General features: G+C 71.9%; 20 protein-coding genes. 13 read left to right on the top strand and 7 right to left on the bottom strand.

Features of this window, described 5'->3' with window-relative positions; translation table 11 throughout:
• Positions 1-31: 31 nt before the first annotated feature.
• The 4 genes from ACIO5E_RS24355 to ACIO5E_RS24340 all read right to left on the bottom strand — a co-directional run bounded on the left by ACIO5E_RS24355 (position 32) and on the right by ACIO5E_RS24340 (position 9,558).
• Positions 32-457: a nuclear transport factor 2 family protein gene (locus ACIO5E_RS24355; protein WP_400671403.1), complete on the bottom strand. Its 426-nt coding sequence runs from the start codon at positions 455-457 to the stop codon at positions 32-34.
• A gap of 25 nt (positions 458-482) precedes the next feature.
• Positions 483-3,629: an amino acid adenylation domain-containing protein gene (locus ACIO5E_RS24350; protein ID WP_400671400.1), complete on the bottom strand. Its 3,147-nt coding sequence runs from the start codon at positions 3,627-3,629 to the stop codon at positions 483-485.
• Positions 3,626-7,636, bottom strand: a complete 4,011-nt coding sequence (locus tag ACIO5E_RS24345; RefSeq protein WP_400671397.1) for an amino acid adenylation domain-containing protein — start codon at positions 7,634-7,636, stop codon at positions 3,626-3,628. Before ACIO5E_RS24345 ends, ACIO5E_RS24350 begins: the two co-directional genes overlap by 4 nt.
• 185 nt (positions 7,637-7,821) lie before the next feature.
• Entirely contained in the window at positions 7,822-9,558 is a 1,737-nt protein-coding gene (locus ACIO5E_RS24340) for a condensation domain-containing protein (protein WP_400671395.1), read from the bottom strand.
• A gap of 436 nt (positions 9,559-9,994) precedes the next feature.
• Here ACIO5E_RS24340 and ACIO5E_RS24335 point away from each other — a divergent pair, with 436 nt between their 5' ends.
• The 12 genes from ACIO5E_RS24335 to ACIO5E_RS24280 all read left to right on the top strand — a co-directional run bounded on the left by ACIO5E_RS24335 (position 9,995) and on the right by ACIO5E_RS24280 (position 20,315).
• The gene (locus tag ACIO5E_RS24335; protein ID WP_400671392.1) at positions 9,995-11,530 is read left to right on the top strand and encodes an AMP-binding protein; all 1,536 of its coding nucleotides are present in this window, start codon (positions 9,995-9,997) and stop codon (positions 11,528-11,530) included.
• On the top strand, positions 11,527-11,796 hold the full coding sequence (locus tag ACIO5E_RS24330) for an acyl carrier protein (protein ID WP_400671389.1): 270 nt from the start codon (positions 11,527-11,529) through the stop codon (positions 11,794-11,796). The genes ACIO5E_RS24335 and ACIO5E_RS24330 overlap by 4 nt, the downstream gene beginning before the upstream one ends.
• 2 nt (positions 11,797-11,798) lie before the next feature.
• On the top strand, positions 11,799-12,890 hold the full coding sequence (locus tag ACIO5E_RS24325) for an anthranilate phosphoribosyltransferase (protein ID WP_400671386.1): 1,092 nt from the start codon (positions 11,799-11,801) through the stop codon (positions 12,888-12,890).
• On the top strand, positions 12,887-13,690 hold the full coding sequence (gene trpA, locus ACIO5E_RS24320; RefSeq protein WP_400671383.1) for a tryptophan synthase subunit alpha: 804 nt from the start codon (positions 12,887-12,889) through the stop codon (positions 13,688-13,690). The genes ACIO5E_RS24325 and trpA overlap by 4 nt, the downstream gene beginning before the upstream one ends.
• A 12-nt stretch (positions 13,691-13,702) precedes the next feature.
• Complete coding sequence (locus ACIO5E_RS24315; protein WP_400671380.1) at positions 13,703-14,077, top strand: ectoine synthase; 375 nt, start codon at positions 13,703-13,705, stop codon at positions 14,075-14,077.
• A gap of 12 nt (positions 14,078-14,089) precedes the next feature.
• Positions 14,090-15,229, top strand: a complete 1,140-nt coding sequence (locus tag ACIO5E_RS24310; protein WP_400671377.1) for an acyl-CoA dehydrogenase family protein — start codon at positions 14,090-14,092, stop codon at positions 15,227-15,229.
• Positions 15,230-15,235: 6 nt separating this feature from the next.
• Positions 15,236-15,919, top strand: coding sequence for an N-(5'-phosphoribosyl)anthranilate isomerase (locus ACIO5E_RS24305; protein ID WP_400671374.1), 684 nt, complete (start codon positions 15,236-15,238; stop codon positions 15,917-15,919).
• A complete protein-coding gene (locus ACIO5E_RS24300; RefSeq protein ID WP_400671371.1) occupies positions 15,916-16,719 on the top strand; it encodes an indole-3-glycerol-phosphate synthase in 804 nt (267 codons plus the stop codon). Before ACIO5E_RS24305 ends, ACIO5E_RS24300 begins: the two co-directional genes overlap by 4 nt.
• Positions 16,720-16,723: 4 nt before the next feature.
• Positions 16,724-16,939, top strand: coding sequence for an MbtH family protein (locus tag ACIO5E_RS24295; protein WP_400671368.1), 216 nt, complete (start codon positions 16,724-16,726; stop codon positions 16,937-16,939).
• A 44-nt stretch (positions 16,940-16,983) separates the two neighbouring features.
• Positions 16,984-18,078, top strand: a complete 1,095-nt coding sequence (locus ACIO5E_RS24290; protein WP_400671365.1) for a Glu/Leu/Phe/Val dehydrogenase dimerization domain-containing protein — start codon at positions 16,984-16,986, stop codon at positions 18,076-18,078.
• A gap of 100 nt (positions 18,079-18,178) precedes the next feature.
• Positions 18,179-18,379 (top strand): hypothetical protein, encoded by a 201-nt coding sequence (locus tag ACIO5E_RS24285; protein ID WP_400671362.1) that lies wholly within the window; start codon positions 18,179-18,181, stop codon positions 18,377-18,379.
• Positions 18,380-18,752: 373 nt separating this feature from the next.
• Positions 18,753-20,315, top strand: coding sequence for a flavin-containing monooxygenase (locus ACIO5E_RS24280; RefSeq protein WP_400671360.1), 1,563 nt, complete (start codon positions 18,753-18,755; stop codon positions 20,313-20,315).
• A gap of 68 nt (positions 20,316-20,383) precedes the next feature.
• Here the strand turns inward: ACIO5E_RS24280 and ACIO5E_RS24275 are convergent, their stop codons facing one another.
• Both ACIO5E_RS24275 and ACIO5E_RS24270 read right to left on the bottom strand, forming a co-directional pair.
• Positions 20,384-20,941, bottom strand: coding sequence for a hypothetical protein (locus ACIO5E_RS24275; RefSeq protein ID WP_400671358.1), 558 nt, complete (start codon positions 20,939-20,941; stop codon positions 20,384-20,386).
• Between the two features lie 361 nt (positions 20,942-21,302).
• Positions 21,303-22,163: an NAD(+)/NADH kinase gene (locus ACIO5E_RS24270; RefSeq protein ID WP_400671355.1), complete on the bottom strand. Its 861-nt coding sequence runs from the start codon at positions 22,161-22,163 to the stop codon at positions 21,303-21,305.
• A gap of 242 nt (positions 22,164-22,405) precedes the next feature.
• Here ACIO5E_RS24270 and ACIO5E_RS24265 point away from each other — a divergent pair, with 242 nt between their 5' ends.
• On the top strand, positions 22,406-22,765 hold the full coding sequence (locus ACIO5E_RS24265; protein ID WP_400671352.1) for a UBP-type zinc finger domain-containing protein: 360 nt from the start codon (positions 22,406-22,408) through the stop codon (positions 22,763-22,765).
• Between the two features lie 340 nt (positions 22,766-23,105).
• On the opposite strand, the gene ACIO5E_RS24260 is transcribed toward ACIO5E_RS24265, so the two are convergent.
• On the bottom strand, positions 23,106-25,022 hold the full coding sequence (locus ACIO5E_RS24260) for a hypothetical protein (RefSeq protein WP_400671350.1): 1,917 nt from the start codon (positions 25,020-25,022) through the stop codon (positions 23,106-23,108).
• Positions 25,023-25,025: the final 3 nt, after the last annotated feature.

Below are 25,025 nucleotides of genomic sequence, written 5' to 3'. Positions count from 1 at the left end.
GTGCGCGGTGTCACCGGGTGCGTCCGCCGGCTCAGACCGCCGGCACGTGGAAGAAGGTGTCCCGCGAGGCGATGCGGCCCTGCGGCGTCATCCGGAAGAAGTCCGCGAACCGCAGCTCGACCTCACCGCCGTCGTGCAGCACGCCGCGGAACAGGCCGTGCACCGCCACCTCGTCGTCGGTCGTGACCACGGTGGCCAGGGTGTGTACGCCGGTGCGGATCACCCGTTGGTCGCGGTAGAAGCGTTCCAGTTCGGCGTGCCCGACCATGGGTTGGTACCCGGGGCGGTGGTAGCGGGCGTCCGGGGTGAACAGGGCGACCAGCGCGGGCACGTCCCCGGCGTCGACGAGCTGGTAGTACCGGCGGACCTGGGACACCCCCAGCGCCGGCGCCGTCGGGGATTCCGGTGGTGCCGGTGGTGCCGGCGTTTCGTCGGGATGGGGGAGGGTGTGGATCATGCCGAGGTGCTTCCTGTGATCGCTGTCAGAGTCGGGTACGTGGTGAGAGGTCCGGTACGGCCGCGGCGTCCGGGGCTTCCTCGAGCGCTTCGACCAGGCGTGCCGGCGTGGGCGCCTGGAACAGGGCGCCGAGGGTGAGTTCACGGCCGAACCTCACCCGCACCCGGTTGACCAGCCGGGTCGCGAGCAGGGAAGTGCCGCCCAGCGCGAAGAAACCGTCGTCGACGCCCACCGTGGGCAGGCCGAGCACCTCGGCGAACAGCGCGCACACCGTCTGCTCCGCCGGGGTTCGCGGCCCGGGCCCGGACGGTGCCGGTGCGAGGTCCGGGACGGGCAGCGCGGCCCGGTCGATCTTCCCTCTGGGCGTCAGGGGAAAGGCGTCGAGCGTGACGATCACCGAGGGCACCATGTAGTCCGGCAGCAGCGCGGCGGCGTGCTCCCGCACCGACGCCGGGTCGAGCCCCGGGTCCCCGGCCGGGACGACGTAGCCGATCAGACGCCTGCCGGGCGAGGTGCCCGGGCCGGCGGCCACGGTCGCCTGGGCGACGGCGGGATGCCCGGCCAGCACCGCCTCGATCTCGCCCAGTTCGATGCGGAAGCCGTGGAGCTTGACCTGCTCGTCCGCGCGGCCGAGGAACTCGAGTTCCCCCTCGGCGTTCCAGCGGACCACGTCGCCCGTGCGGTACATCCGCTCGCCCGGTTCGCCGAACGGGCACGGCACGAACTGGTCGGCCGTCCGGCGGGGGTCGTTCAGGTACCCGCGCGCCACGCCCGCACCGGCGACGTACAGCACGCCGGCCACCCCCGGCGGCACCGGCGACAGCGCCTCGTCCAGGACGTACACCCGCCTGTTGTCCATCGGCCGGCCGAGGGGGACGACGTCGGGCACGGCCTGGCCGGGGCGGAGCACCCTGCGCGTGGTGAACGTGGTGGCTTCGGTCGGGCCGTACCCGGCGACCACCACGGAGTCCGGACACCGTGCCAGGACGCGCCGTACCGCATCGGCCGGCACGATGTCACCGCCGGTCCACACCTGGCCGACCCGGGTCAGCGTGCCGGGGGACTCCTCGGCGAACACCCGGAACAGCCCGGCCGTCAACCACAGCGCACCGATCCGGTGATCGACGATGAGCCGGTGGAGGTCCGAGAGCGCCAGCTCGCCGGGCGGGGCCACGACCACCCGGCCCCCGTTGAGCAGCGGCACCCACCACTCGTAGGTCGAGGCGTCGAAGGCGTGCGGGGAGTGTGCGAGTACCCGCGGGCCGTCCTCGTCGCGCCAACAGCGTTGCGCGGTCAGGCTGACGACGTTGCGGTGGCTCAGGGCCACCCCCTTGGGCGTGCCCGTGGATCCCGAGGTGTACAGGACGCACGCCAGGTGATCCGGGCGCAGCGGTACGACGGGGTCGGTGGCCGGCTCGTCGTCGAGGCCGGGGTCGGCGTCGACGACGACACCCGGTGCGCCGTGGGACGGTGCGTGGTCCCGGGTGGCCCGGTGGGTGAGCAGCACCGCCGCCCCGGTGTCGTCCAGGACGCGACGCAGGCGGGCCGTCGGGGCCCGGGTGTCCAGCGGCACGTAGGCGCCGCCGGCCTTGCTGATCGCCAGGACCGCCACCACCACGTCGGCGGAGCGTTCCATGAGCACGGCCACCGTGCTGTCGCAGCGGACGCCCAGGGCGATGAGCCGGTGGGCCAGCCGGTTGGCCCGGGCGTTCAACTCCGCGTAGGACAGGGTGGTTTCCCCGCACACCACGGCGGGCGCATCGGGCGTGCGCCCGACCTCGGCCGCGAAGGCCAGCGGCACCGTGGGGTGCGGCAGCGGACGCGTGGTGCGGTTGCCGGCCACGATGGTCCGGTGCCGTTCCTCGGGGGTGAGGAGGTCGGGCCGGCAGATCGGCCGGTCCGGGTCGGCGGCCACCGCGTTCAGGAACCGCAGGAACCGCTGCTGGTGGGCGGTGAGTTCGGCCTCGGAGTAGAGCGCGGGGTTCGCGTCCACGTCGAGCCGGGGCTCGGTGCCGTCGGAGCGGTCGTAGACGGAGAACGAGAGATCCTCGACCGGCCCGTTGGACAGGTTGTGCGCGGTGGCCCGGACGCCCGCGAAGTCCAGGTGGTAGTAGAAGGACATGAAGTTGACGACGGGTCCGAACAGGACCCGCTCCGACCGTGCCGGATCCAGCTCCCTGCGCAGGTCCTCGCTGCGGTGGCGCTGGTGCCGGCGCAGGGCGGCGACCTCTTCGGCCACCTGTCGCGCGAGTGCGGACAGACCCTGTTCCGGGTGCACGCGCAGCCGCAGCGGCACCACGTTCGCCACCATGCCGGGGACGGCCGGCACGGCGGAGCCGGTGCGCCCGGTCACCGGCATGCTGAGCACGATGTCCCGTTCGCCGCTGAGGCGGTGGAGGTACGCGGCGACCGTTGCGGTGAAGGCGGTGGGCCAGCTCGCCCCGGCGGGTCGTGCGGCCCGCCGCAGCGCGGCCACGGTGGGCGCGTCGAGGGTGCTGGTGCGGCGCAGGAAGCCGTCCGAGGCGGCCGCCGAGCGGCTGGCGAGGCTGACGGGATCCGGCCGGTTGGCCAGCCGGGCCGCCCAGAACGCCCGGTCCTGTTCGGGCTGTTCCGACGCGTGGTAGGCGGCGTCGTGTGCCAGCAGAAGGCTCAGCGGCCCGAAGGCCGGACCTGCCCCGCCCCGGCCCTCGACCAGCCTGGTGTAGGTCTTGGCGACGCGGCGCGCGATGAGCGACATGCTGAAGCCGTCGACCACGATGTGGTGGACGCGCTGGTACCAGAGGAAGCGGTCCGGCGCGAGGGTGAACAGGGCCTGGCGGAACAGCGGGTCCCGGGTGAGCCCGACCGGTGTGGACAGGTCGGTGCGCATCCAGCGCTCGGCGGCCCGCAGCGGATCCGGTGTCGACGTGAGGTCGACGTGGTGCATCGACCAGTCGGGCGACGGGGTGACGACCTGCCGGGGGCCCTCGGCACCGTCGGTGAGGCGAACGCGCAGTGACTCGGTCTCGTCCACCACGCGCCGCACGGCCGTTTCGAACAGCTCCGCGTCGATCGGCCCGGGGATGTCCACGTACTCGCCGGTGTTGTAGGCGGGGCTGCCGGGGCGCAGGTGGTGGGCGTACCAGATGCCGGACTGCGCCGACGACAACGGCAGCTCGTGTCCGTCGCTCATCCGAGCTCCTCCAGGACGGCCGACAGCGCGTCGGCGAAGGGTCCGACGTGGGGCGGCGACAGCATGTCGTGGTGGTTGCCGGGTACCTCGACCACGCTCAGCGCCCCCCGGGTGCGTTCCCGCCACCGGGCGGGGACCACGACCGGGCCGGCGAGCGCGGGGTGGGCCTCGGCGCTCGTGAACAGGTGGATCGGTGTCCGCAGCCGAGCCGTTGACCGGTAGCGTCGGGCGGCGTCGCCGTTGGTGGTGAAGACCCGTACCATGCGCCGCAGTTGTTCGGTGCGCACCCGCAGGGGAAGGCGTTCACGGGCGTGCGCGTCGTGGAGCAGCAGGGAGAGGGCGTCCTGCTCGTCGAGCTCGTGGAGGTCTCCGACGGCTCCGGTGGGCAGTCCGGAGGCGAGCGCGAACCGGGCCGTCCCGTGCGGGTCGTGGTCGTCGGACCCGTCGGAGGATCCACCGGTGAACGCGGGTGCTCCGACGTCGATGATTCCGAGGAACCCCGGGGGGTTCCCCTGCTCCTCCAGCAGGCGGGCCATCTCGAAGGCGACCAGCCCGCCGAAGGACCAGCCGGCCAGCAGGTACGGGCCGTCGGGCAGTACGGACCGCAGCTCCCGCAGGTAGCGCTGCGCCTGCTCCTCGACGGTGGTCAGTGGCGGCTCGTCGGTGTTGTAGCCGACGGCCTCCAGGCCGTAGACGGGCCGGCCGCCGGCGAGCGGTTCGGCGTGCCGTCCGGTGGCCGGTTCGGTGGCTGGTTCGGTGAGGTGTCCGGTCAGGTGGAGGAAGGAGCAGACGTCGCCGCTCTGCGGGTGCACCAGGATCAGCGGCGCCCTGCGGCGGTCTCCTTCGGCCAGTGGAACCACGAGCCGGCGCAGGGCCCGCGACGCGTTGGGCAGTTCCGCGCACAGACCCTCGACGGTGGGATGGCGGAACACCGTGTTCAGCGGCACGGTGACCCCCCACTCCCGCCGGATCGCCTCCACGAGCTCGACCGCCCTGAGGGAATGCCCGCCCAGCGCGAAGAAGTCGTCCCGGACGCCGACCCGCGGGGTACCCAGCACGCGCTCCCAGATCCTGGTCATCAGGAGTTCCGGCAGGTCCCGCGGCGGTAGCGCGCCCGCCTCGTGGCCGTGGCGGGCGGGCGCGGGCAGGGCCCCGCGATCCACCTTGCCGTTCGTGGTCAACGGGACCCGGTCGAGTGCGGTCAGCGTCGTGGGCACCATGAACTCGGGCAGGGTCTCGCGCAGGGAGCGCCGCAGGACCATCAGGTCACCGGGCCGGTCCTGCCACACCAGGTAGCCGGCCAGTTCGGCGTCCGTCCCGCCGCCCCGCACCGTCACCGCGGCCCTGGCGACACCGGGCTGCGCGCACAACGCGGCCTCGACCTCGCCCAGCTCGATGCGGTATCCCCGGATCTTCACCTGCTCGTCGGTGCGGCCGAGGAAGACGAGGCTGCCGTCCGGCAGGTACCGCGCCAGGTCGCCGGTCCGGTACAGCCGGCCGCCGTCGGCACCGAACGGATCGGGTACGAAGCGCTCGGCGGTCAGCCCCGGCCGGTTGGCGTACCCGCGGGTGACGCCGACCCCGCCGATGTGGATCTCACCCGGTACGCCGACGGGCACCGGGGCGCCGGCCGGGTCCAGTAGGTAGATCCGGAGGTTGCCGAGCGGCCGGCCGATCGGCACGGACCCCCCTGGCCGGGCCAGATCCCGGTCGGCGTCCACGCGCCGGGTGACACAGCCGACGGACGCCTCGGTGGGACCGTAGCCGTTCCACAGCGTGGAGACCCTGTCGAGGAGCCGTCGGGCCAGGGCGGGCTGGAGCGGTTCGCCCACGCAGATCGCCTGGAACCGGCCGCCCTGCCATCCGCCGTCCAGCAGCAGGAGCCAGGTGGCCGGTGTGGCCATGAGCGTGGTGACGCCGAACTCGCGCATCATCTCCGTCAGACGCGGGCCGTCGACCGCGACCTCCGACGGGGCGATCACCACGCTCGCACCCCAGGCCAGGGGCATGAGCACCTGGGGGACGATGACGTCGAAGGAGATCGAGGCCACCGAGGCGACGACATCGGCCTCGCCGAGGTCCAGCTGTCGGCCGCGGACCACCAGGTAGTTGACCACGCCCTCGTGCGGGACCAGCACGGCCTTGGGGCGGCCGGTCGAACCGGAGGTGTAGATCGAGTACGCCAGGTTGGCGGGCGTCGCGAGCGGTGGCAGCCGGTCCTCGGGCAGGGCCGCGATGAGCCGGGCCTCGTCGTCCGTCCACACCGTCGCGGCGCCGTGCTGCGGCAGCCGGTCGGCCAGGGAGCGCTGGGTGAGCAGCAGCGGCACTTCGGCGTCGGCGAGCATGAACGACATGCGCTGTGCCGGGAGGTCCGGGTCCAGCGGCAGGTAGGCGGCGCCCGACTTGAGGACGGCCAGCAGGGCCACGACCAGGTCCGCCGAGCGCGGCAGGCACACGCCGACCAGGCGTTCCGGCCGTGCTCCCCGGGCTCGTAGGTGCCGGGCCAACTGGTTGGCCCGGCCGTCGAGTTCCCGGTAGGTCAGGCGTTGGGCGCCGCAGCGGACCGCCACCGCGTCGGGGGTCCGTCGGGCCTGCTCCTCGACCAGCTCGTGAACGCAGAGATCCGTGGGAAAGGGTTCGTCGGTGGCGTTGGCGGCCACCAGCAGCGCTTCGCGCTCGGCCTCGGTGAGCAGGTCCAGGCGCGAGACGGGACGGTCGGGATCGCTGGACGCGGCGTCCAGCAGCCGGAGGTAGTGGCCGACCAGACGCTCCACGCTCGCGCGGTCGAACAGATCGGTGTCGAAGGCCACGGTCCCGGTCGTGCCGGTCGTGCCGGTCGTCCCGGTCGGCCGGTCGGCTATCACCAGGCTGAGGTCGACCTTGGCCGTGCCGTTGTCGACGTCGATCTGTTCGACCTCCGTCCCCACCAGCCGGAGGGAGGCGGTCGGGTCGGACAGACCGGCGAACATCACCTGGAACAGCGGGTTGCGGTCGAGACCGCGGGCCGGCCGCAGTTCCTGCACCAGCCGTTCGAACGGCACGTCCTGGTGCGCGTAGGCGTCCACGGCGGTCCGGCGGACCCGATCGAGCAGCTCGGCGAAGCTCGGGTCGCCCGAGAGGTCGGTGCGGATGACCACGGTGTTGATGAACGAGCCCACCAGCGGGTCGAGTTCCGGACGCGTCCGGCCCGCGACCGGCGTGCCGACCGCCACGTCGGACTGCCCGCTGTAGCGGGCGAGCAGGGCCTGGAACGCGGCGAGCAGCGTCATGAACATCGTCGCGCCGTGCCGCCGGCCCAGCAGCCGCAACCGCCCGGCCAGTTCCTCGGGCACCGTGAAGGTGATCCGCTCGCCCCGGCCCGCGCGGACCGGTCCGCGCGGCCGGTCGGTGGGCAGGTCCAGCGGTGACAGCCCGGACAGCTGTGCGCTCCAGTAGTCCAGTTGGCGCTGCAGACGTTCGCCGGAGAGCCGGGCCCGCTGCCAGTGGGCGAAGTCCGCGTACTGGATCCGCAAGGGGGGCAGCTCGTGCTCGCGACCTTCCAGCCGGCTCCGGTACATCGCCGACAGGTCGTCCCACAGCAGCGGCATCGACCAGCCGTCGACCGCGATGTGGTGGACGACCACCACCAGGACGTGTTCGTCCTCGTCGACCCGCAGCAGTGATGCGCGCAGCAGCGGGGCGGTGGCCAGGTCGAAGGGGCGCAGGATCTCGGAGTGAACCAGATCGAGGGCCAGCTGCGCCCGGCGTTCCGCGGGCTCGGTCCGGAGGTCCCTGACGGGCAGGTCGAGCGGCCGGGCCGGCTCGACCGAGGGGCTGGGGCGCCCGTCCTGCTCGGGGAAGGCGGTGCGCAGGACTTCGTGGCGCCGCACCAGCTCGGTGAGGCTGTGGCCGAGGGCGGCCACGTCCAGCGGGCCGTGCAGCCGGAAGACCTCGTGGACGTTGTACATCGCGGGGCCGTTGGACAGCCGCTCGATCAGCCACATGCGTTCCTGGGTGAACGACGTCACCTGCGCACCCTCAGGGCGGGGTGGGACCGCGGCCTCCGGCTCGCCCTCGGCGGCCCTGCTCCGGGCCGCGCGGACGCGTTGATCGAGCAGGGCCCGGGTGGTGGCCGGCGTGGCACCGGTCGCTGGGGTGGCTCCGGGCGCGGCACCGGTGGGTTGGCCGGGCTCGGGTCGACTGTGCTGGGCCTTCACGGGTGGCCGGCCTTTCCGACGGGAAGCGATTCCGCTTCGGCGGCGGCGCCGAGGTCCGCCAGCAACGCCGCGTCGATGCCGTCGGCGAGTTCGGCGACGGTCGGGTGGTAGAACAGCAGGGCGACCGGCAGTTCGAGGTCGAGTGCCCGGCCGAGTCGGGACATGACCTTCGATGCGAGGAGCGAATGGCCGCCCAGTTCGAAGAAGTCGCTGTGCACGCCGTCCGGGGTGACACCGAGCACCTCGGCCCAGGTCTCCAGCACGAGGAGCTCGGTCTCGGTCTCGGCCCTGGTGGCGGGAGCGTCGGCCTGGCCGGCATCGGGCTGCGGGGCCGCGGGCCGCACGGTGGGAGTGGCGGGAGCGATGGGGGCGGAGCGGCTCACCCGGAGGCCGGGAGGGGTCTGCCACGCCGATATCGGCCGCTCCGGACTGTCGACGAGATGGTCGAGCAACGCCCCGAAACCTTCGGAGAGTTGCCGCACCGTGTCGCGGTCGAAGAGGTCGGTGGCGTAGCGGAGGACGCCGGTGAAGCGATCGCCGTGGTCCGTCAGGGAGACCTCGATGTCGAACTTCGCCACGTCGTTCGGCACGTGATGGTCACTCACCTCAAGGCCTGCAAGGCCGGACGGGAGCGCGGGCGGATCCTCCAGCTGGAACATGACGGTGAACAGCGGGTGTTGGCCGAGATCGCGTTCGGGCCGCAGCTCCTGCACCAGCCGTTCGAAGGGGGCGTCCTGGTGGGCGTAGGCCTCCACCGCGCACCGCCGCACCCGGGCGAGCACGTCGGTGAACCCGGGGTCGCCCGACAGGTCGGTGCGCAGGACGAGCGTGTTGACGAAGAAGCCGACCAGCGGTTCCACCTCGATCCGGGTCCGCCCGGAGATCGGCGTGCCCACCGTCACGTCGGCCTGTCCCGTGCAGCGCGCGAGCAGGACCTGGAAGGCGGCCAGCAGCGTCATGAACGGCGTCACCTCGTGGGCGCGCCCCAGTGTGCGTATTCGGTCGGCGAGTTCTGCGGAGATCTCGATCTCGACCTGGTCGCCCCGGCCTGACCACACCGCGGGGCGGGTTCGGTCCGTCGGGAGCACCGACGGGCTCAGCTCGGCCAAGCGCTCGTGCCAGTAGGCGAGTTGGTCCAGCAGTGCCGTTCCGGCCTGGTGGCTCCGTTGCCAGTCGGCGAAATCGGCGTACTGGACGGGCAGGTCCGCCAAGGCGATCGGCCGGCCGTCGACGGCGGCACCGTATCCGGCGGAGAACTCCTGCCACAGCACCGACAGCGACCAGCCGTCACAGGCGATGTGGTGGATCACCAGGAGCAGCAGATGGTCGTCGGGGGCGGTGCGGATCAGTCGGGCCCGCAGCATCGGAGCGGTCCCGAGGTCGAACGGGGTCGCCAGATCGGCGGCCATCAGCTCCCGGGCCCGCTGCCAGGCCTGCTCCGCCGAGGTGTGCGTCAGATCGGTGATCGTCGGCACGAAGGTCTCGACCGGCTCCGTGACGTGGCACGGGCCGTCCTCGGATTCGACGATCCGGCCGCGCAACACCTCGTGGCGCCGCACGACTTCGGTCAGTGCCCGGGCGAGCGCCTCCTGGTCCAGTCGGCCGCGCAGACGGACCGCGGTCGGGACGTTGTGGTCCGGCCGGCCCGGCCGCAGCCGATCGAGGAACCACAGCCGTTGCTGGGCGAAGGACAACAGGGTCGGAGCGTACGCGCGCCGATCGGAGCCAGGCATGACGGATCCACCTTTCACGGCGATCGGGAACGCCTCAGCGCTCCGGAAATCCCCTCGCCGATTCGCTACTTCGCGAACAGTACGGCGGATACTAGGTGGCTCCCGTCTCACTCCGCAAGACAGAGAAGAGGGTTGCAGGCATCAAGACAATCTTTACGCCAGTTCACCGGAATCCTTATGTAGATCGAACACGCTCGACGGCTAGCATCGGCGCGGCCGGCCACGGAACCTGCTCTGACGTGGCGTCATGGTTCTGATCGAGCAACCCACTTCCGTGGACGGGCGCCACGTGATAATTCTTCTGTCGCCAGGTGGGCGGCCGGGTCGGCCCCTTTCATGTCGATCCCTTCATTGTTCCGATTGAGATCGGTGAACCCGTTGCATGAACTCATCCGTTGAATATGGACTCACTTCGTTGCACGAACTCGGAGAAGTCATGACGCAGCAGCAGAGCCTGGTGGGTTCATTCGTCTCGCACGCCACCAGCCACCCCGGTGATGCGGCGCTGGTATGGCGCGGAGAAGAGACGACCTACCGTGAACTCCACCGGCTGGCGGAGCGGGAGCGCGTCCGGATCGCCCGGATCGCCCCGGGCGAGGACGAGCCGATCGGCATCCTGGCCGCCAAGTCGCCCTCGACGATCGCCCTGGTGCTCGCCTGCCTGTTGGAAGGGCGGCGCTTTCTGCTGCTGCCGGCACCCGCGTCGGAGGGACGAACGTCGGAGGGGCGAACGCCCCACGCGTTGGTCGAGCAGGCCGGAATCCGGTACGTCCTGTCGCCGGAGGGCTCCCAGGCGCCCGGACTCGGGCCGGGCGCCTCGGACCGGCCGGCGGAACCGAAGGCGCCGCGCCGTACGGAGCCCGCCGACGTCTCCTTCATGTTCACCACCTCCGGTTCCACCGGGCGGCCGAAGATCGTGCCACTGAGTTCGGGGGCGGTGGACCGCTTCACCACCTGGGCCGGCGAGCGGTTCGGCATCCGTCGGGGAACGACGGTCCTCAACTACGCCCCGCTCACCTTCGATCTGTGCCTGCTGGACATCTGGACCACGCTCAAGTACGGCGGCCGCGTCGTCCTGGTCGATCCGGCCCGGGCCACCCACCCGGGCCACCTGCTGGACCTCGTGTCCCGCCACGCGGTCCAACTCGTCCAGGCGGTACCGATGTTCTACCGGCTGCTGGTCGACGCGGCCGCGGCGAGCGGCCGGCGGCTCGACACGGTCGAGCACGTCGTCTTCACCGGTGACAGCATGCCCGCCCGCTGCCTGGCCGAACTTCCGCAGCTGTTCACCGGCGCGCGGCTCTACAACGTCTACGGCTGTACCGAGACCAACGACAGCTTCCTGCACGAGGTCGACGGCACCGAGCCGGCGGACGGACCGGTGCCGATCGGGCGCCCGCTGCCCGGAGTCCACGCGGTGATCGTCGGTGCCGACGGCGGGATCCTGACCGGGCCGGGAACCGGCGAGCTCCATGTCGCGACGCCCTTCCAGACCGACGGCTACCTGGACCGGGAACAGGACGCGGACACGTTCGCGACCCACCACCACGACGGGGAGGCGCGGCGCTACTTCCGCAGTGGCGACCTCGTGCGGCGGGACCGGGACGGCCGCATCACCCTGGAAGGCCGAAACGACCACCAGGTCAAGGTCCGCGGCGTGCGGGTCAACACCCATGAGGTCGAGCAGGTGCTGCTCGACCATCCCGACGTCGTCGAGGCGGCCGTGGTGGCCGTGCCCGACCCGGTGGCCGGCCGCCTGCTGCAGAGCGTGGTCCGTCGCGCCCCGGACAGCCGGCTGAACTCGCTGACGCTGCGCCGGCACTGCGCACAACGGCTTTCGCTCACCGCGGTCCCCTCGACCCTGCTGATCGTGGACGACCCGCTGCCCAGGACGTCCACCGGAAAGATCGACCGCACGCCCATCGAGCGCGCCTGCTCCCCGTCCCAGCCAAACGAAGGAACGGCCACGTGAACCACGCCGCGGTAGTCACGCAGTTCATCATCGAGGAGTTCCTGCCGGACGTCGACGCGAGCGAGCTGGACTCCGACTACGACCTCGTGGACGGCGGGGTCATCGACAGCCTCGGCCTGCTCAAGACGATCGCCTGGCTTGAGGATTGCTTCGACCTGCGCGTTGAGGAGATCGACCTCGACCTCGACCCGGACAGCTTCCGCTCCGTCGGCTCGATCAGCAGGTTCATCGAGCGGGCCCAGCAGCACCGGACGGACTCCCACTAGTCATGCACGAGGTGCTGCGAGCGCTGATCGACCGGGACCGCACCGTCGATCAGGAGATGTGGGGGTCCTTCTGGGACCAGCTGCGGGACGGCGCTCTCCGGTCCGGCGAGACGGTGGCGCTGCTGTCCTCGCTGTCCACCCGGATGCCCGATCGGGACACGCTGGTCGGGATGCTCCGCTCGCTGGACGAGCGCCGGCCGGCCGTCGCCGCCCGGCTGGACGGCACGGCCAACATCGTCGGCACCGGAGGCGGGCCGGCCACGTTCAACATCTCCACCGCGGCGGCGTTCGTCGCCGCCGCCCTGGGCGTCCGCGTCGTCAAGACGGGATCCCGCGCCTATACGAGCACCTGCGGCTCCCACGATCTGCTCGACCGGCTCGGCATCGGAACGACCACCTCGTACGAGCAGACCGAAGCCCTGCTGGAACGCTTCGGCATCGCCTTCCCGGGGAACTTCGTCTACCCGCGGGAGGTGGCGCTGCTGGCCCGGAGCATCGTGCCGATGGACCTGCGGATGATCGGCGGATTCATCAACTCCGTCGGCCCCTTCCTGGCCGCGGTGCCGGTCTCCGCGCAGCTCGTCGGTGTCTCGGACCGTTCGCTGCTGCCGACCCTGGGCCATGTCGCCGCCACCGTCGCCGACCGGAGGATCTGGCTGTGCTCCAACGAGCTGGGGATCGACGAGCTCGTCAGCTCCGTCGACAACGTCGTCCTCACCAATGACGGCACCGACGGGATCCGGCTGCGGGCCGAGGCTCCCGGGCCTGGGACTGGGACCGTGACCGGGATTGGGACTGGTACCGGGAGCGGGACCGGGACCGGCGCGATCGCCGAACTACGGCCGGCCGGCGGGGGAGAGGACGTGGTCGACCACTTCCTCGGCGTGCTCTCCGGAGCCGGGACGGGTCTCGTCACGAGGACCGTCTGCCTGAACGCCGCCGCACTGGCCGTCGCGAGCGGGCTGATCGACGGGTGGCCGGAGGCGATCAGGGCGGCCGACGACGCCCTCCGCAGCGGCGCCGCACGCGACCTCGTCGACCGCTTGCGTGCGCAACCGGCGCGCCGCGTGGTGGCCACGGTGCGTGCGCGGTGAGCGGGTTCTTCGCCCGCCGGCCACCGGACCAGCCCGGCCTGGCGATGTTCCTCAACGCCGGAGACCCACCGCTGCCCGTCCTGGCCGACGTCATGCGGATGCTCGACGACTGCCGGGTGGACTGCCTGGAGCTGGCGGTGCCCTTTCCCCACTCGGTCACCGACGGGCCGGTCATCCGCCGATCGGCGCAGCGGGCCCTGGCCGCCGGCGGCGGACTCGACGAGGTGCTCGACTTCCTCAGCGGGATCCTGCCCCGGCTGCGCCACCTGCGGGTGGCACTGCTGGCCGACTGGAGCCATACGGTCAGAGACCTGACCGTGCCCGGCTTCGTCCGGCGGGTCGCCGACTCGGGCGTCGACGGGCTGCTGGTCCACGGCCTGCCACCGCGGCTACGGGCGGACTGCCTCGAAGCGGTGCAGGAGGCGGGGCTGCCCATGGTCGCCACCTGCTACGCCGCGTCGGCGGCCGGGGTGAAGGCCGCGGCCGCCGAGTGCGCCACCGCGTACCTGTACCTGGTGGCCCACTACGGCCGCAGCGGCGGCGGGCTCACGGCCGACCGCCAGCAGCTGGCCGACGCGCTGGCCGCACTGCGGAAGACGACCGCGGTACCGATCGCCGTCGGATTCGGCGTCCGCTCCAGGGCGGACATCGCCCTGCTGCACGGCCTCGGCGCCGACGCCGCGGTCGTGGGCAGCGCCGGGGTCGCCCGGATCGAGCACGCCCTCGCCGAAGGGGCCGACGTGGTCGAGGAGTTCCACACCTTCGTGCACACCATTTCGCCGTATTCAGCAAGCCGCTAGGAGGCACACCCGATGATCGTCCGACGCCTTGACGAGGTGACGACCGTGGACTGGGGCAACGGGCTCAGCCGCAGGTTCCTTCTCGAATCCGACGGCCTGGGCTACACGATGACGGACACCACCGTCCGCGCCGGCACCAAGTCGAGGCTGGAGTACCGCCGCCACCTGGAGGCCTGCTACTGCATCGAGGGAAGGGGCGCGGTCATGGACGCCAGTGGCACGTCCCACCCGATCGAGCCGGGCACGCTGTACGCGCTCGACCTGCACGACGCCCACTTCCTGATCGCGGACCAGGACGAGGACCTCCGCCTGGTGTGCGTGTTCTCGCCCGCGTTGCGCGGTGACGAACGCCACAGCCTGGATTCAGCAGATTTCTCCGAGTACTAACAGGACTGACGAATGATCAGGTGGAATGCCGACCAGATCGCTCTGGGCGAGGGGATCGCCCAGTGGTGCGAGGAGCTCAGCTCGGGCCACCTAGAAGGGGACGCGGAAGGCGCCTTCCCGTGGGACAAGTGGAAGCTGATCCAGCGGTCCGGAATCCTCGGCCTGCCGTTCGACGAGCAGTGGGGCGGGCTGGGCCAGGATCTGCTCACCACCATGCACGTGCTCGAACAACTCGGTACCGGGTGCCGTGACGGCGGACTGAACTTCTCGGTCGCCACCCACCTGGTCAGCGTCGGAGTCCCGCTGCAACGGTTCGGTTCGCCGGAGCTCAAGGCGCGGCACCTGCCGGGGATCTGCTCGGGGGAGACGATCGGGGCGCATGCGATCAGTGAGACCGAGAGCGGCTCCGACGCGCTGGCGATGAGGACCACGGCCACCCGTGAGGGCGACGGCTTCGTGCTGCGGGGCGGCAAGTCCTTCATCACCAACGGCCCGGTGGCCGACGTGTTCGTGGTCTACGCGCGCACCCACCCGAAGGCCGGCCCGCTGAGCATCTCCGCCTTCGTCGTGGAGCGCGACACCCCGGGGCTCGTGGTCGGGCCACCCGTCGCCACCATGGGGCTGCGGACCGCGCCGCTGAGCGAACTGCACTTCGACGACTGCAGGATCCCCGCATCCGCCGTGATCGGCCGGGTCGGATCCGGGTTCCTGGTCCTGGACCACGTGATGAAGTGGGAGATCCTCTGCTCCTTCGTCATCAACACCGGGCAGATGCGGTACCGGCTCGACCGCTGCGTCGAGTACGCCAAGGAGCGCGTCCAGTTCGGCAATCCGATCGGCTCGTACCAGTCGATCTCCCACAAGCTCGTGGACATGAGCATCGGCTTGGACACCGCGCGGAAATGGCTCTACGACACGGCGGTTCGACTGACGGAGGGCGAGAACGTCACGAGGGACATCGCCGTCAGCAAGCTCCTCGCCAGCGAGAGCAACCTCTCCTCCGCACTGGCCGCCGTGCAGATCTTCGGCGGCAGCGGGTACCTGGCCGAGTACGGACTGGAGAAGGACGTGCGCGACGCGGTCGCCGGCCCGATCTACTCGGGCACGTCGGAGATCCAACGCAACCGCATCGCCGCCATGTTGGGGTTGTGACGCCTGATGCTGGTCAAGATCTGCGGAGCCGCCTCGGCCGAGGACGTGGCGTCGGTCGACAGTGCCGGAGTCGACCTCGTCGGCCTGTGGCACGGTGTTCCAGGGGGTCGCGCGGAACTGACGCTCCATCAACTAGCCCTGATCGCGGCAGCCGTGCACCGAACGGCTCGACTGCATCCGGTCCTGGTGACCTTCCTCAACGACGCCGAGGCGCTGCGCGTGGCGACGGCCGCGGCCCGCGTGCGGTGGGTCCAACTGCACGGCTACCAGCCGCCGGGCCTGGTCCGCGCCCTGAAGCGCACCACGGACCTCACCGTGGTCAAGGTGCTGCACCTCGGTCCGGACACCCGCGCGGAGCGGTCCCTGATCGCGGCGTACGAGCGGGCGGGAACGGACCTCTTCCTGCTGGACGCGGTGGCCGGGGACGGCCGGATCGGCAGTACCGGGCAACCGGCGGACTGCGGGGCCGTCATCGAGATCGCGGACCGCCTCTCGCGACCCTTCCTGCTGGCCGGCGGAATCTCGGCCGACAACCGGGAGGACTACCGGGCGGTGGTGGACCACCCCCTGTTCCTGGGCATCGACGTGGACACGGCGGCCAGGGACCTCGACGGACGGCTGAGCACCGACCGGGTCACGGCCGTGCGGCGCGGCTGGCGAGCGACGGACGGCACCGGGGTGATCGGATGACGGCCGAGTTCATCGAGGCGCTGCTGGACGCCCGCCGACCGGTGATCATGGAGCTCAAGCGGCAGGACGCCGCAGGGCACGACCTGTTCGGCGACAGGTCGGCCGCCCGTCTGGTCGCCGACTACCAGGACGTCGGCGCGCCCTGCCTGTCCGTGGTGACCGGGCGGTGGTTCGGCGGCACCCGGGACCTGCTGCGCGAGGTCGTGGAAGCGACGGACCTGCCCGTGCTGCAGAAGGACTTCATCACCCGCCGGAGCCAACTGCACCAGGCCCGCGAGAGCGGCGCGTCCGCGATCCTGCTCACCGCCGCGCTGCTGCCGCGCGCCACCCTGGGCCGTCTGGTCGACCTCGGCCTGAGCCTGGGCCTGACGCCGTTCGTCGAGGTCGCCACCGAGGAGGAGATCAGCCGCGTGCCACGCGCCGAGGAGTGCGTGGTCGCGGTGAACAACAAGGACATCGCCGACCGCGAACGCGGCGCGGGCGACCTCGGGCGAAGCTCGTCACTCCTGCCCGCCGTGCTGAGCAGCGGCACCCGGTGCCCGGTGAGTGCCGGGGCCATCCGCTGCCCCGATGACGCCGCCCGCCTGCTCGGGGAGGGCTTCGCCGGTGTGCTCATCGGGACGGGCCTCCTGCGCGCCGCCAGCCTGCCGGAATGGCTGGACGGGCTCGACGCGGGCCTTGGCACCCGACTCGACGCCCGTCCTGGCATCCGTCCTGGCACTCGACTCGACGCCGGCCGCGAACCGGCTCCACCCGTCCGCCGCCCGGCGGACCCCCCAACCACCGACATCTGGAGGTAACGGCATGACCAGCGAAGCACCCGAGCAGTGGAAGGTCGTCGTCAACGACGAGGAGCAGTACTCGATCTGGTCCGCCGACCGCGAGTCGCCGGCGGGCTGGCGCGAGGTCGGTGTACGGGGTGCGAAGGACGAATGCCTCGCGCACATCGAACGCGTGTGGACCGACATGCGCCCCCGCAGCCTGCGCCTGCGGTCCGTCCCGGAGGACGGTGCGCAGTGAACCGGACGCTCGCATCGTACGGTGCGCACCGTACGACCGAGCCCATGCTCTCCACCACCCTGAACCTCCCGGGGTGCCAGGCCCGAGGCTGGGTCGTCGTCGACTCCATGGTCGACGGCCTGGCCATGGGCGGCACCAGAATGACCCGGACGGTGACCGAGCAGGAGCTGACCGGGCTCGCCAGGGCGATGTCCCACAAGCTGGCGCTGGTCGGGCTGCCCATCGGTGGCGCGAAGGCCGGCATCGCACCCGATCCGGGCGCCACCGTCGAGCGGCAGGCGGTGATGCGGGGGTTCGGCCGTGCCGCGGCCCCGCTGCTGCACGGCGGGGTGTACCTGGGGTGCGACCAGGGCACCACCTACGCCGACCGGCAACTGGCCTTCGAGGCCGCCGGGTACGACGTCACCCGCCGCCCCGGCACCACCCGCCTCACCGTCGGCTGGGCCGAACTGTGGGACCAGATGGCCGACATCACCGGGTTCGGCGTGGCCGTCGCGGTGCTCGGCGCCCTACGGGCCTCCGGTGCGCGGACCCCGCAGCGCATCGCGATCCAGGGCTTCGGCACCGTCGGGCGCGCGGTGGCCGGCCACCTGGCCGCCCACGGCCACCGGGTGGTGGCGGTGGCCGACGTCCGGGGCACCATCGAGGACCACCGCGGACTGCCCGTCGCCGAACTCGCCGCGCTCACCAGCAGCGACGGGACGATCGACCGAAGCCGGTTGCCCGCCCGGGTCACGGTCCACGGGCCCGGGCAGGCGTGGCTGCACGTCGACGCCGACGTGCTGGTGCTGGCGGCATCCGCCTCCGCGGTCGACGAGGAGGCGGTGCCGGCGGTCCGGGCTCGCCTGGTGGTCGAGGGCGGAAACCTGAGCTGCACCGCACCGGCCCGCCGGTTGCTGCGCGAGGCCGGCCACACCGTCCTGCCGGACGTGGTCGTCAACGTCGGCGGAGCGGCGGCAACCGGGTGCGTGCTCGCCGGGCTGGCCCCGTCCGACCTGCCGCTCCCGCACCTGTCCGAGTGGCTGCGCGAGTGGGTCTCCAGCAGGATCGCCAGGAACTGTGAGCTGGTGCAGGAGCTGAGCGCCTCGGGCAGCGCCGACCCGGTCGCGCAGCTCCTGGGTTCGCGCGGTCGTGGGTGACGTCGATTCAATTGAGCGGCGTAGAGCGGGAGTTCATCGAGCCGTATCCGCCGGTCGGCGAGTACGGCCCGTATCCCGGGCGGAGCCGTCCCTGGTCAGGGTGGACTCCACCACCGTCCGGGCCCACCACGACGCAGCCGGGATGTATCTGGATCCCGATGCCGTGGCCGTTCTGAAGAAGGCCGCCGACGAGGCGGAGAAGGCCCGGCAAACGGGGGCGGCCAGGGGGAACGAGACGGACAGGACACCCCGGACAGGGAGGATCGGCGACGTGTCCGGCGCCGCCGCAGGCTCCGCCTGAAGGCCGCTCTGTTCGGACGCTCGCGGGGCGGGCAGACCAGCAAGGTCCACGCCGCCGGCGAACGCAGGTGCCGCCCGCCGGCGTTCGTCCTGACCGAGGGACAGGAGGCCGACGGCCCGCAGTTCATTCCCGTACTGAAGAAGATCCGGGTCCGCGGGCCCGTCGGCCGCCCCGCACCAGGCCCGACGCGGTTGCCGGGCGCCGGCCTGGACCTCTCCGCACTCGCCCGCCAGGCCTTCGCCGTCCTCACCGAACGGCCGGATCGAGGCCATCAGATGGGGTGACCTCCCGGCCTCCTCCACCGTTCTCCAGGCACGACTCCGGCGGTCCCACGCCGGACTCGCCCTGCTGCTACGGAAGTCAGAAGGCACCCGTGAACCCGACAGACCTGCGAACCGGCGCCGTGATCCCGACCCAGGCCACCCGGCCCAGGAGAGATGTGCGCGTCCTGGTGGTGGGCGCGGGGTTCTCGGGCATCGGCGCTGCCATCCGGCTGCGCCAGGCGGGGGTGCGTGATCTCCTCGTGCTGGAGAAGGCGCCGCAGCTCGGCGGCACATGGCGGGAGAACACCTACCCGGGCTGCGCCTGCGACGTGCCCTCGACGCTCTACAGCTACTCGTTCACCCCGGACACCGCCTGGAGCCGGGTGTTCGCCGGGCAACCGGAGATCCACTCCTACCTGCGGTCGACGGCCGAGCGGCACGGGCTCGGAGAGGTCCTGCGCTTCGGCGTACAGGTGCTCGGAGCCCGGTGGGATCCGGCGGCCGGGCGCTGGCTGCTGGAGACCGGCGACGGACCGTACAGCGCCGAGGTGCTGGTCCTGGCCACCGGACCGTGGCACGTCCCGCGCCACCTCGACGTCCCCGGCGTCGAGGAGTTCACCGGGCCGGTGCTCCACACCGCCCGGTGGGACCGGAGCATCGACCTGACGGGGCACCGGGTGGGCGTGGTGGGCACCGGCGCCTCCGCCGTGCAACTCGTCCCGGCCATCGCCTCCCGAGCGGCCGCCGTACACCTCTTCCAGCGGACCGCCCAGTGGGTGCTTCCCAAACCCGACCTACCGGTGCCCGCGGCGGCCAACCGGCTGCTGGACCACCTGCCCGGCTCCCGCAACGCGCTGCGCGCCGGGCAGTACGCGCTGCAGGAGGGCTTCGGCTACGCCTTCCGCCACCCGCGCCTCGCCCGCCTGCTGGAGGCGGGCGCGCGTGCGCACCTGCGGCTCGCGGTCCGTGACCGGTCGCTGCGCCAGGCGCTCACGCCCACCTACCGACTGGGCTGCAAGCGTCTGCTCACCTCCAGCACCTTCTACCAGGCCCTCACCCAGCCGCACGTGCACCTGCACCCCACCGCCGTGGCAGCCGTACGCGGCAACGAGGTCGTCGGCGCCGACGGCACCACCGCCCGGGTGGACGTCCTCGTCACGGCCACCGGCTTCCGCATGGGCGAGCCGCCGCTCGCCCGGAGCCTGTCCGGCCGCGGCGGCCGGACCCTGCACGAGGCCTGGGACGGCGGGCCGCAGGCGTACCTGGGGACCACCGTCAGCGGCTTCCCCAACCTCTTCCTGCTGCTGGGGCCCAACCTGCTCGGGGGCTCCACCTCCGCGATCACCGTCCTGGAGGCCCAACTGACCTACCTCACCGACGCGCTGGCCCACCTCGATCGCGACGGCCGGCGGGTTCTGGAGGTCCGGGCCGCCGCGCAGGACGCACACAACGCGGCGGTGCAGGAGGCGTTACGGACCACCGTGTACAACTCCGGTGGCTGCACCAGCTACTACTTCAGCCCGGGCGGGCGGAACACCTTCGCCTGGCCGTGGTCCACCGGGCGGCTCGTCCGACGGCTGAGCCGCTTCGACCCCGCCGCCTACACCTGCCACGCACCCGCATCCGGGCCCTCTCCCTCGCCCTCGTCCGCCACGGCGGAGCGGGAAAGCTAGGAGCGTGGGTCGGTCCCGTACGAAAGATCACGGGACACAGGTGGGTTGCCGGTCACCGAGACACGCTCCTAGCGGCGCAGGAATGTCCCGCCGTCGATGACCCAGAAGCCGGCCGGAACCGTGCCGCACTTGACGACTTCGGAGTGCATCCCGGGGTTGGTCCGGTTCCAGCCGACCCGGCGCTGGTGCTGCTCGTCGGTCGGGTAGAAGGTGAGGCCGGCCTCGGGGTGCTGGCCCTCCTCGAAGAGGTACGGCTCGCCCCCGAGCGGGGTAACCACGGTCCGCGAGATGGGCCCGGTCACGGTGATGGCACCGTTCCCGTCGAGGGTCAGGCAGTCGACGTCGAACTCGGCCCGGATGGTGCCGGTCTTCTCGAACACGTGCTGCACCACGACGTGGCCCCGGGTGTGGCCGTCGACCGTACGGGCGCTGACCCGCGCGGTGAGCCGCTCGCCTGGGTTGGGGCCCGGGCCGTGCTCGTTGAGCAGGGTCCAGCCGTGCAGCGCGAGGTGCTGGGCCGGTAGGGGGGTGGCCGGCGCGGGCGCGGCCGCGGCGGTGCCGGCCGTCCCGGCCGCGAGGGCCACGGCCGCAGTGGTGAGCGCGATGGCGGTGGTGAGCTTTCGCATGGTCAATCCTCAGTGGGGAGACGGGAGTCGGGCTGTTTCCGACTACCTCCAACCTCCCGGCTCACCCCCGGTCACGGCCTCCGCCGCGAGGAGGGACCAGCTCCCCCCAGCGGGGGAGCCGTTCCTCCTCCGCCCGACTCACCGAGTGGCGTGTCACCGCGCGGCGTGGCGTATCGCGTCCAGGGCGAGGGCCGCCGCGACCGATCCGCCGATCACGGGAGCGAAGCCGTTTGCTCATGCGGCCCTCCCTCGCTCCGCGCCCCGCAGGAATCCTGACGGCGCCCTCAAGGCTGCCACCTCCCCGTGCGTCGCGGTACCCCTCGGCCCGGGGGCGGGGCGCGAGCCGGTGAGTCAGCCGTGCTCAGCCGTGTTCCGCCGAGCCGGTGAGTCGGAGTTTGCGCTGGGCCCGCTGGTAGAACGTGGTGTGGCCCAGTCGCACGACGCGTGCGGCGGCGGGCAGCATGGTCACCTCTATGACGCCGCCCGGTGAGACGTGGCCGACCAGGAGGCCGTCGGCCTCGACGGCGAGGTCGCCGCTGTGCGGCAGGACCTCCAGGTCGAGCCGTTCACCGCTGGAGAGGAACACGGAGCGGTTGAACGCGGCATGCGGAGCCACGGGGGTGATCAGCAGCCCCTCCGCGTTGGGGGAGACGATCGGGCCGCCGGCGGAGAAGCTGTACGCGGTGGAGCCGGTCGGCGTGGCGACGACGACCGCGTCGGCGGTGTAGGCCACGAAGGGCTCGCCCTGGACCCGTACGGCGACCGCCGCGGACTTGTGTCCCGGGCTGCGCAGGAACACGACGTCATTGAGCGCCGTCGTCTCTGCGGCCCCGAAGCGGGCGTGGACGCCGGAGCGGACTTCCACGGTGAAACGGTGGGTGTCGATGGCGTCCAGTGCGGCAGGAAGTTCCGGTATGTCGACCTCGGCGAGGAAGCCCAGACGTCCGACGTTGACGCCCAGGACCGGCGCGTGGCCCCCGGTCGCGAGCCGCATCGCGCGCAGCATCGTGCCGTCCCCGCCGAGGCTGATCAGCAGATCGGCACTCGTGGTCATCTCCTCGGCCTCGACCGGAATGGCCTCGCAGCCGATCCGGGCCACCTCCGCCGCCAGCCCCAGAACCTTCGTCCCCCGGGCCCGGCTCCAAAGGACCACGGCCTCCACGGTGGGCGCGCAGGTGCGCTCGGGGTGGAGCACCAGCCCCACCGTGCCGATGAATCCCATCCGGGGCACCTCGATATCAGCCGGGACACTGTTGCTCCCTTCTAGTCACGCACAGCCGGTCGCCACCTTCAAGGCCACCGCCGGGCCCTCCGCTACTGCCCGTACGACGGGGCCCGCTGCCGCTCGCCAAGGAATCTCCGTGCGAGCCGGCTGGTTGGGATCCGGAGAGACAGTCCGACGGCTTCGGCCTCGACGTGCCGAACCGGCGGCCCGGGCCGAGCCCTCACCGGGAGGCGTGTCCGATGGCTGACAGCCCGATCCGGGGGATCGATCCCTCCGCACGGCCGAGCGGGGACGGGTGCGTGGAGTGCCTGACGGGGGACGGGCCGGGGTGGTGGTTCCACCTGCGGCGATGCGCCGAGTGCGGGCACATCGGCTGCTGCGACTCCTCCCCCTCGCAACACGGCACGAGACATGCCCGAGAGGCAGGGCATCCGTTCCTGGCCAGCTTCGAGCCCGGTGAGGCGTGGTTGTGGAGCGTCGAGACCGAGCAGTACTACGAGGGGCCGGAACTGGCCCCGCCCGCCGCACACCCGGCCTCGCAGCCGACGCCCGGCCCGCGCGGCAAGGTCCCTGCCGACTGGCAGTCGCACCTGCACTGATGTTGGGGGTGTCGGATAGTTCATCCAGGCTGCTCAGGCGGCATGTCGGTATTCGTGGAGGGTTCCGCTGAGTCGGTCGTGTCTGCGGATGTCCGGTTGGGCGATCCGGTCTCGAGGTGTACTCATGAGATCTGCTTCCCCTCGTCAGTGGATCGGCTCGGTCTCTACCGACCTGGTCGCGATCGAGGCCCGCAAGGCGATGGAGGGCACCGACGCCGAGGACGCCGAGTTCCTCACCACCCTGGGAGACACCCCGGGCGACGGCGGGCAGAGGCGGCCCCCGCGCACGCCGCTGCCCGGCGGCCCATCGCTTTTCGGCGCTTCCTTCGATTCCTTCGCCTCACACCTGGAAGCTCTGGATGTCCGATGTCGTGCTCGTGAAGCCGTTGGTCGAGATGACCCTGACCTGAACCGCTGTCCCCCGGGGGAACTGGCTGCGGTCGATCGTGATCATCGGGTTCTTCAGGCCGACCCCGACGGTCTGCCAGGTCCGTCCGCCGTCCGTACTCACCTGGGTCGCGAAGGTCTGGCCGTCCTGCGGGGCCGGGCCGAAGTCCAGTGCCAGCCCGATGTTCCCGTCCTGCGCCGTCGTCGGACGGGCGCCGCGCAGGGCCGGGGCCGGGGCTCCGGGGCGGAAGGTGTCCACGACCTGCCCCCCGACGAGCAGCTCGACGGACGCCGGGTCGGCCCCGACCTGGAGGACCGCGTCGACCAGGCCGGTCCGGTCCTGCCCCGGTTCCGGGTCCGACGACAGCTTGACCGTGACCGGGAAGTCCTGTGGCGGTGCGCCGCCTGCCTGTCGGATCCGGAGGACCACCGGGACCCCTCCGTCCGGGCCGGCGCCGTCCGGCTGTCCGGCCGGGGCTGGCTGGGCCGGCTGTTGGGCCGCCGCCGACACCGGATTGACGAAGCGGATGTCACCGGCGCGTTGGGTGAGGTTGACGGTCCCGATCACGCTGACGAGCTGCCCGGCATCGGGCCCCGCTCCCCGCGTCGCTTCGTCGGCCGCCGACATCGGGGTCGGCGCGGTCGTCACCGAGAGTTGCGGGAACCGGTCGTCAGGGCGGCCGCCGGCGCTCCGGGTGGTGACCCTCAGTTCGTGGGCGGCTTCGCGGAGCGGAGCCACCGGGGTGGGCGCCGGGGCGCCGGTTGCGAGGGAGTCCTCGGCCAACAGGCGTTGGCGGATGCCCTCGTAGGTGTAGCTGCAGGGCCACTGGGAGTCGCAGTAGGTCATGACGTCGTGCCACGACACGCCCGGCCTGGCGGTCATCGGCAGGTTCAGCTGTGGGTCGCCCACGTCGAATCCGGCGAAGCTGTTCGCGTCGTTGGCCAGCTGTCCGTTCTGGAACGGGTAGTTCTGCAGGTCGTCCTTCGACTCGCCGCAGAATCCCGGGTGCTTGCGGCCGTAGGTGTGGCCGAGTTCGTGCCCGCCGTACCAGTCGGCGTACGTGCCGTCGAAGTCCCAGCCCCAGGTCGCGGCGCCGCACGGCGACGAGGCGACGGTGGTGGGGTCGGGTGTGGCGGGTACCCCGGAGGCGCATCCGCGCATGAAGAACCCGCCGTCGGCCGCCTGGCCGAGGTAGTGGGTGCGCCGGTCACCGCCGGCGCTGATGTCGAGCGCGCGGATGGCGGCGAGCTGGGCGTTGGTGTCGGTGCACTGGAACGGCGGGGTGGCGGTGACGTCGATGACGGTGTGGGGCGCTTCGATGACGTCGGCCACCGGGTAGGCGCGTTTGAGCCAGCTGATCAGGAAGGTGTAGTCGATGTCCTGCGGGGTGTAGGTGACCGGAGGGTTGCCCATGGTGTAGCGCAGCCCCAGGACTCGTACCCGGAGCGGCGGGGACTGTTTGAACCAGACGGTCGGGCCGTTGGCCGACCCGCTGAACGGGACGGCGGCACCCGTCATGGTGTCGGTCAGGGCGATCGAGCTCACGCTGAGTGCCCCTTCGGCGGTCAGCGCGCTCGGCACGACGAAGTTGAGGCTCAGGCTGGCGTCGGCCCGACGGGTGGGTACGTCCTTGGGTGTGGCCGGATCGAGGGAAACGGTGTTGGCCGATGAAACGGTGATCGGGGGATCGGCGGGCGACCGGAGCAGGGTCACGGTGCCGTTCACGCCGGTGGCGGGGCCGCTCGCGCCGCTCACGTAGGCGCGGATCACGGTGACCTTGCCGGCGATCAGGGTCACGCTGTGCTGGAGGTCCTGAATGGCCTGGGTGACCTCTGTGGCGTCCAGCACGGCGAGCGTCTGAGTAGTCATGAC

This window comes from Kitasatospora sp. NPDC087314 (genome assembly GCF_044744365.1).
In the GTDB taxonomy this organism is placed as follows: Bacteria; Actinomycetota; Actinomycetes; order Streptomycetales; family Streptomycetaceae; genus Kitasatospora.
This window is presented reverse-complemented; position numbering and strand designations above follow the sequence as displayed.

Bases quoted from the DNA above. Each gene is read 5' to 3' on its own strand.
- ACIO5E_RS24305 (WP_400671374.1), top strand. From the start codon at position 15,236: ATGCTGGTCAAGATCTGCGGAGCCGCCTCGGCCGAGGACGTGGCGTCG.
- ACIO5E_RS24300 (WP_400671371.1), top strand. From the start codon at position 15,916: ATGACGGCCGAGTTCATCGAGGCGCTGCTGGACGCCCGCCGACCGGTG.
- ACIO5E_RS24355 (WP_400671403.1), bottom strand. From the start codon at position 457: ATGATCCACACCCTCCCCCATCCCGACGAAACGCCGGCACCACCGGCA.
- ACIO5E_RS24260 (WP_400671350.1), bottom strand. From the start codon at position 25,022: ATGACTACTCAGACGCTCGCCGTGCTGGACGCCACAGAGGTCACCCAG.
- ACIO5E_RS24340 (WP_400671395.1), bottom strand. From the start codon at position 9,558: ATGCCTGGCTCCGATCGGCGCGCGTACGCTCCGACCCTGTTGTCCTTC.
- ACIO5E_RS24265 (WP_400671352.1), top strand. From the start codon at position 22,406: ATGGCTGACAGCCCGATCCGGGGGATCGATCCCTCCGCACGGCCGAGC.
- ACIO5E_RS24325 (WP_400671386.1), top strand. From the start codon at position 11,799: ATGCACGAGGTGCTGCGAGCGCTGATCGACCGGGACCGCACCGTCGAT.
- ACIO5E_RS24295 (WP_400671368.1), top strand. From the start codon at position 16,724: ATGACCAGCGAAGCACCCGAGCAGTGGAAGGTCGTCGTCAACGACGAG.
- ACIO5E_RS24290 (WP_400671365.1), top strand. From the start codon at position 16,984: ATGCTCTCCACCACCCTGAACCTCCCGGGGTGCCAGGCCCGAGGCTGG.
- ACIO5E_RS24310 (WP_400671377.1), top strand. From the start codon at position 14,090: ATGATCAGGTGGAATGCCGACCAGATCGCTCTGGGCGAGGGGATCGCC.
- ACIO5E_RS24315 (WP_400671380.1), top strand. From the start codon at position 13,703: ATGATCGTCCGACGCCTTGACGAGGTGACGACCGTGGACTGGGGCAAC.
- ACIO5E_RS24335 (WP_400671392.1), top strand. From the start codon at position 9,995: ATGACGCAGCAGCAGAGCCTGGTGGGTTCATTCGTCTCGCACGCCACC.
- ACIO5E_RS24275 (WP_400671358.1), bottom strand. From the start codon at position 20,941: ATGCGAAAGCTCACCACCGCCATCGCGCTCACCACTGCGGCCGTGGCC.
- ACIO5E_RS24350 (WP_400671400.1), bottom strand. From the start codon at position 3,629: ATGAGCGACGGACACGAGCTGCCGTTGTCGTCGGCGCAGTCCGGCATC.
- ACIO5E_RS24270 (WP_400671355.1), bottom strand. From the start codon at position 22,163: ATGGGATTCATCGGCACGGTGGGGCTGGTGCTCCACCCCGAGCGCACC.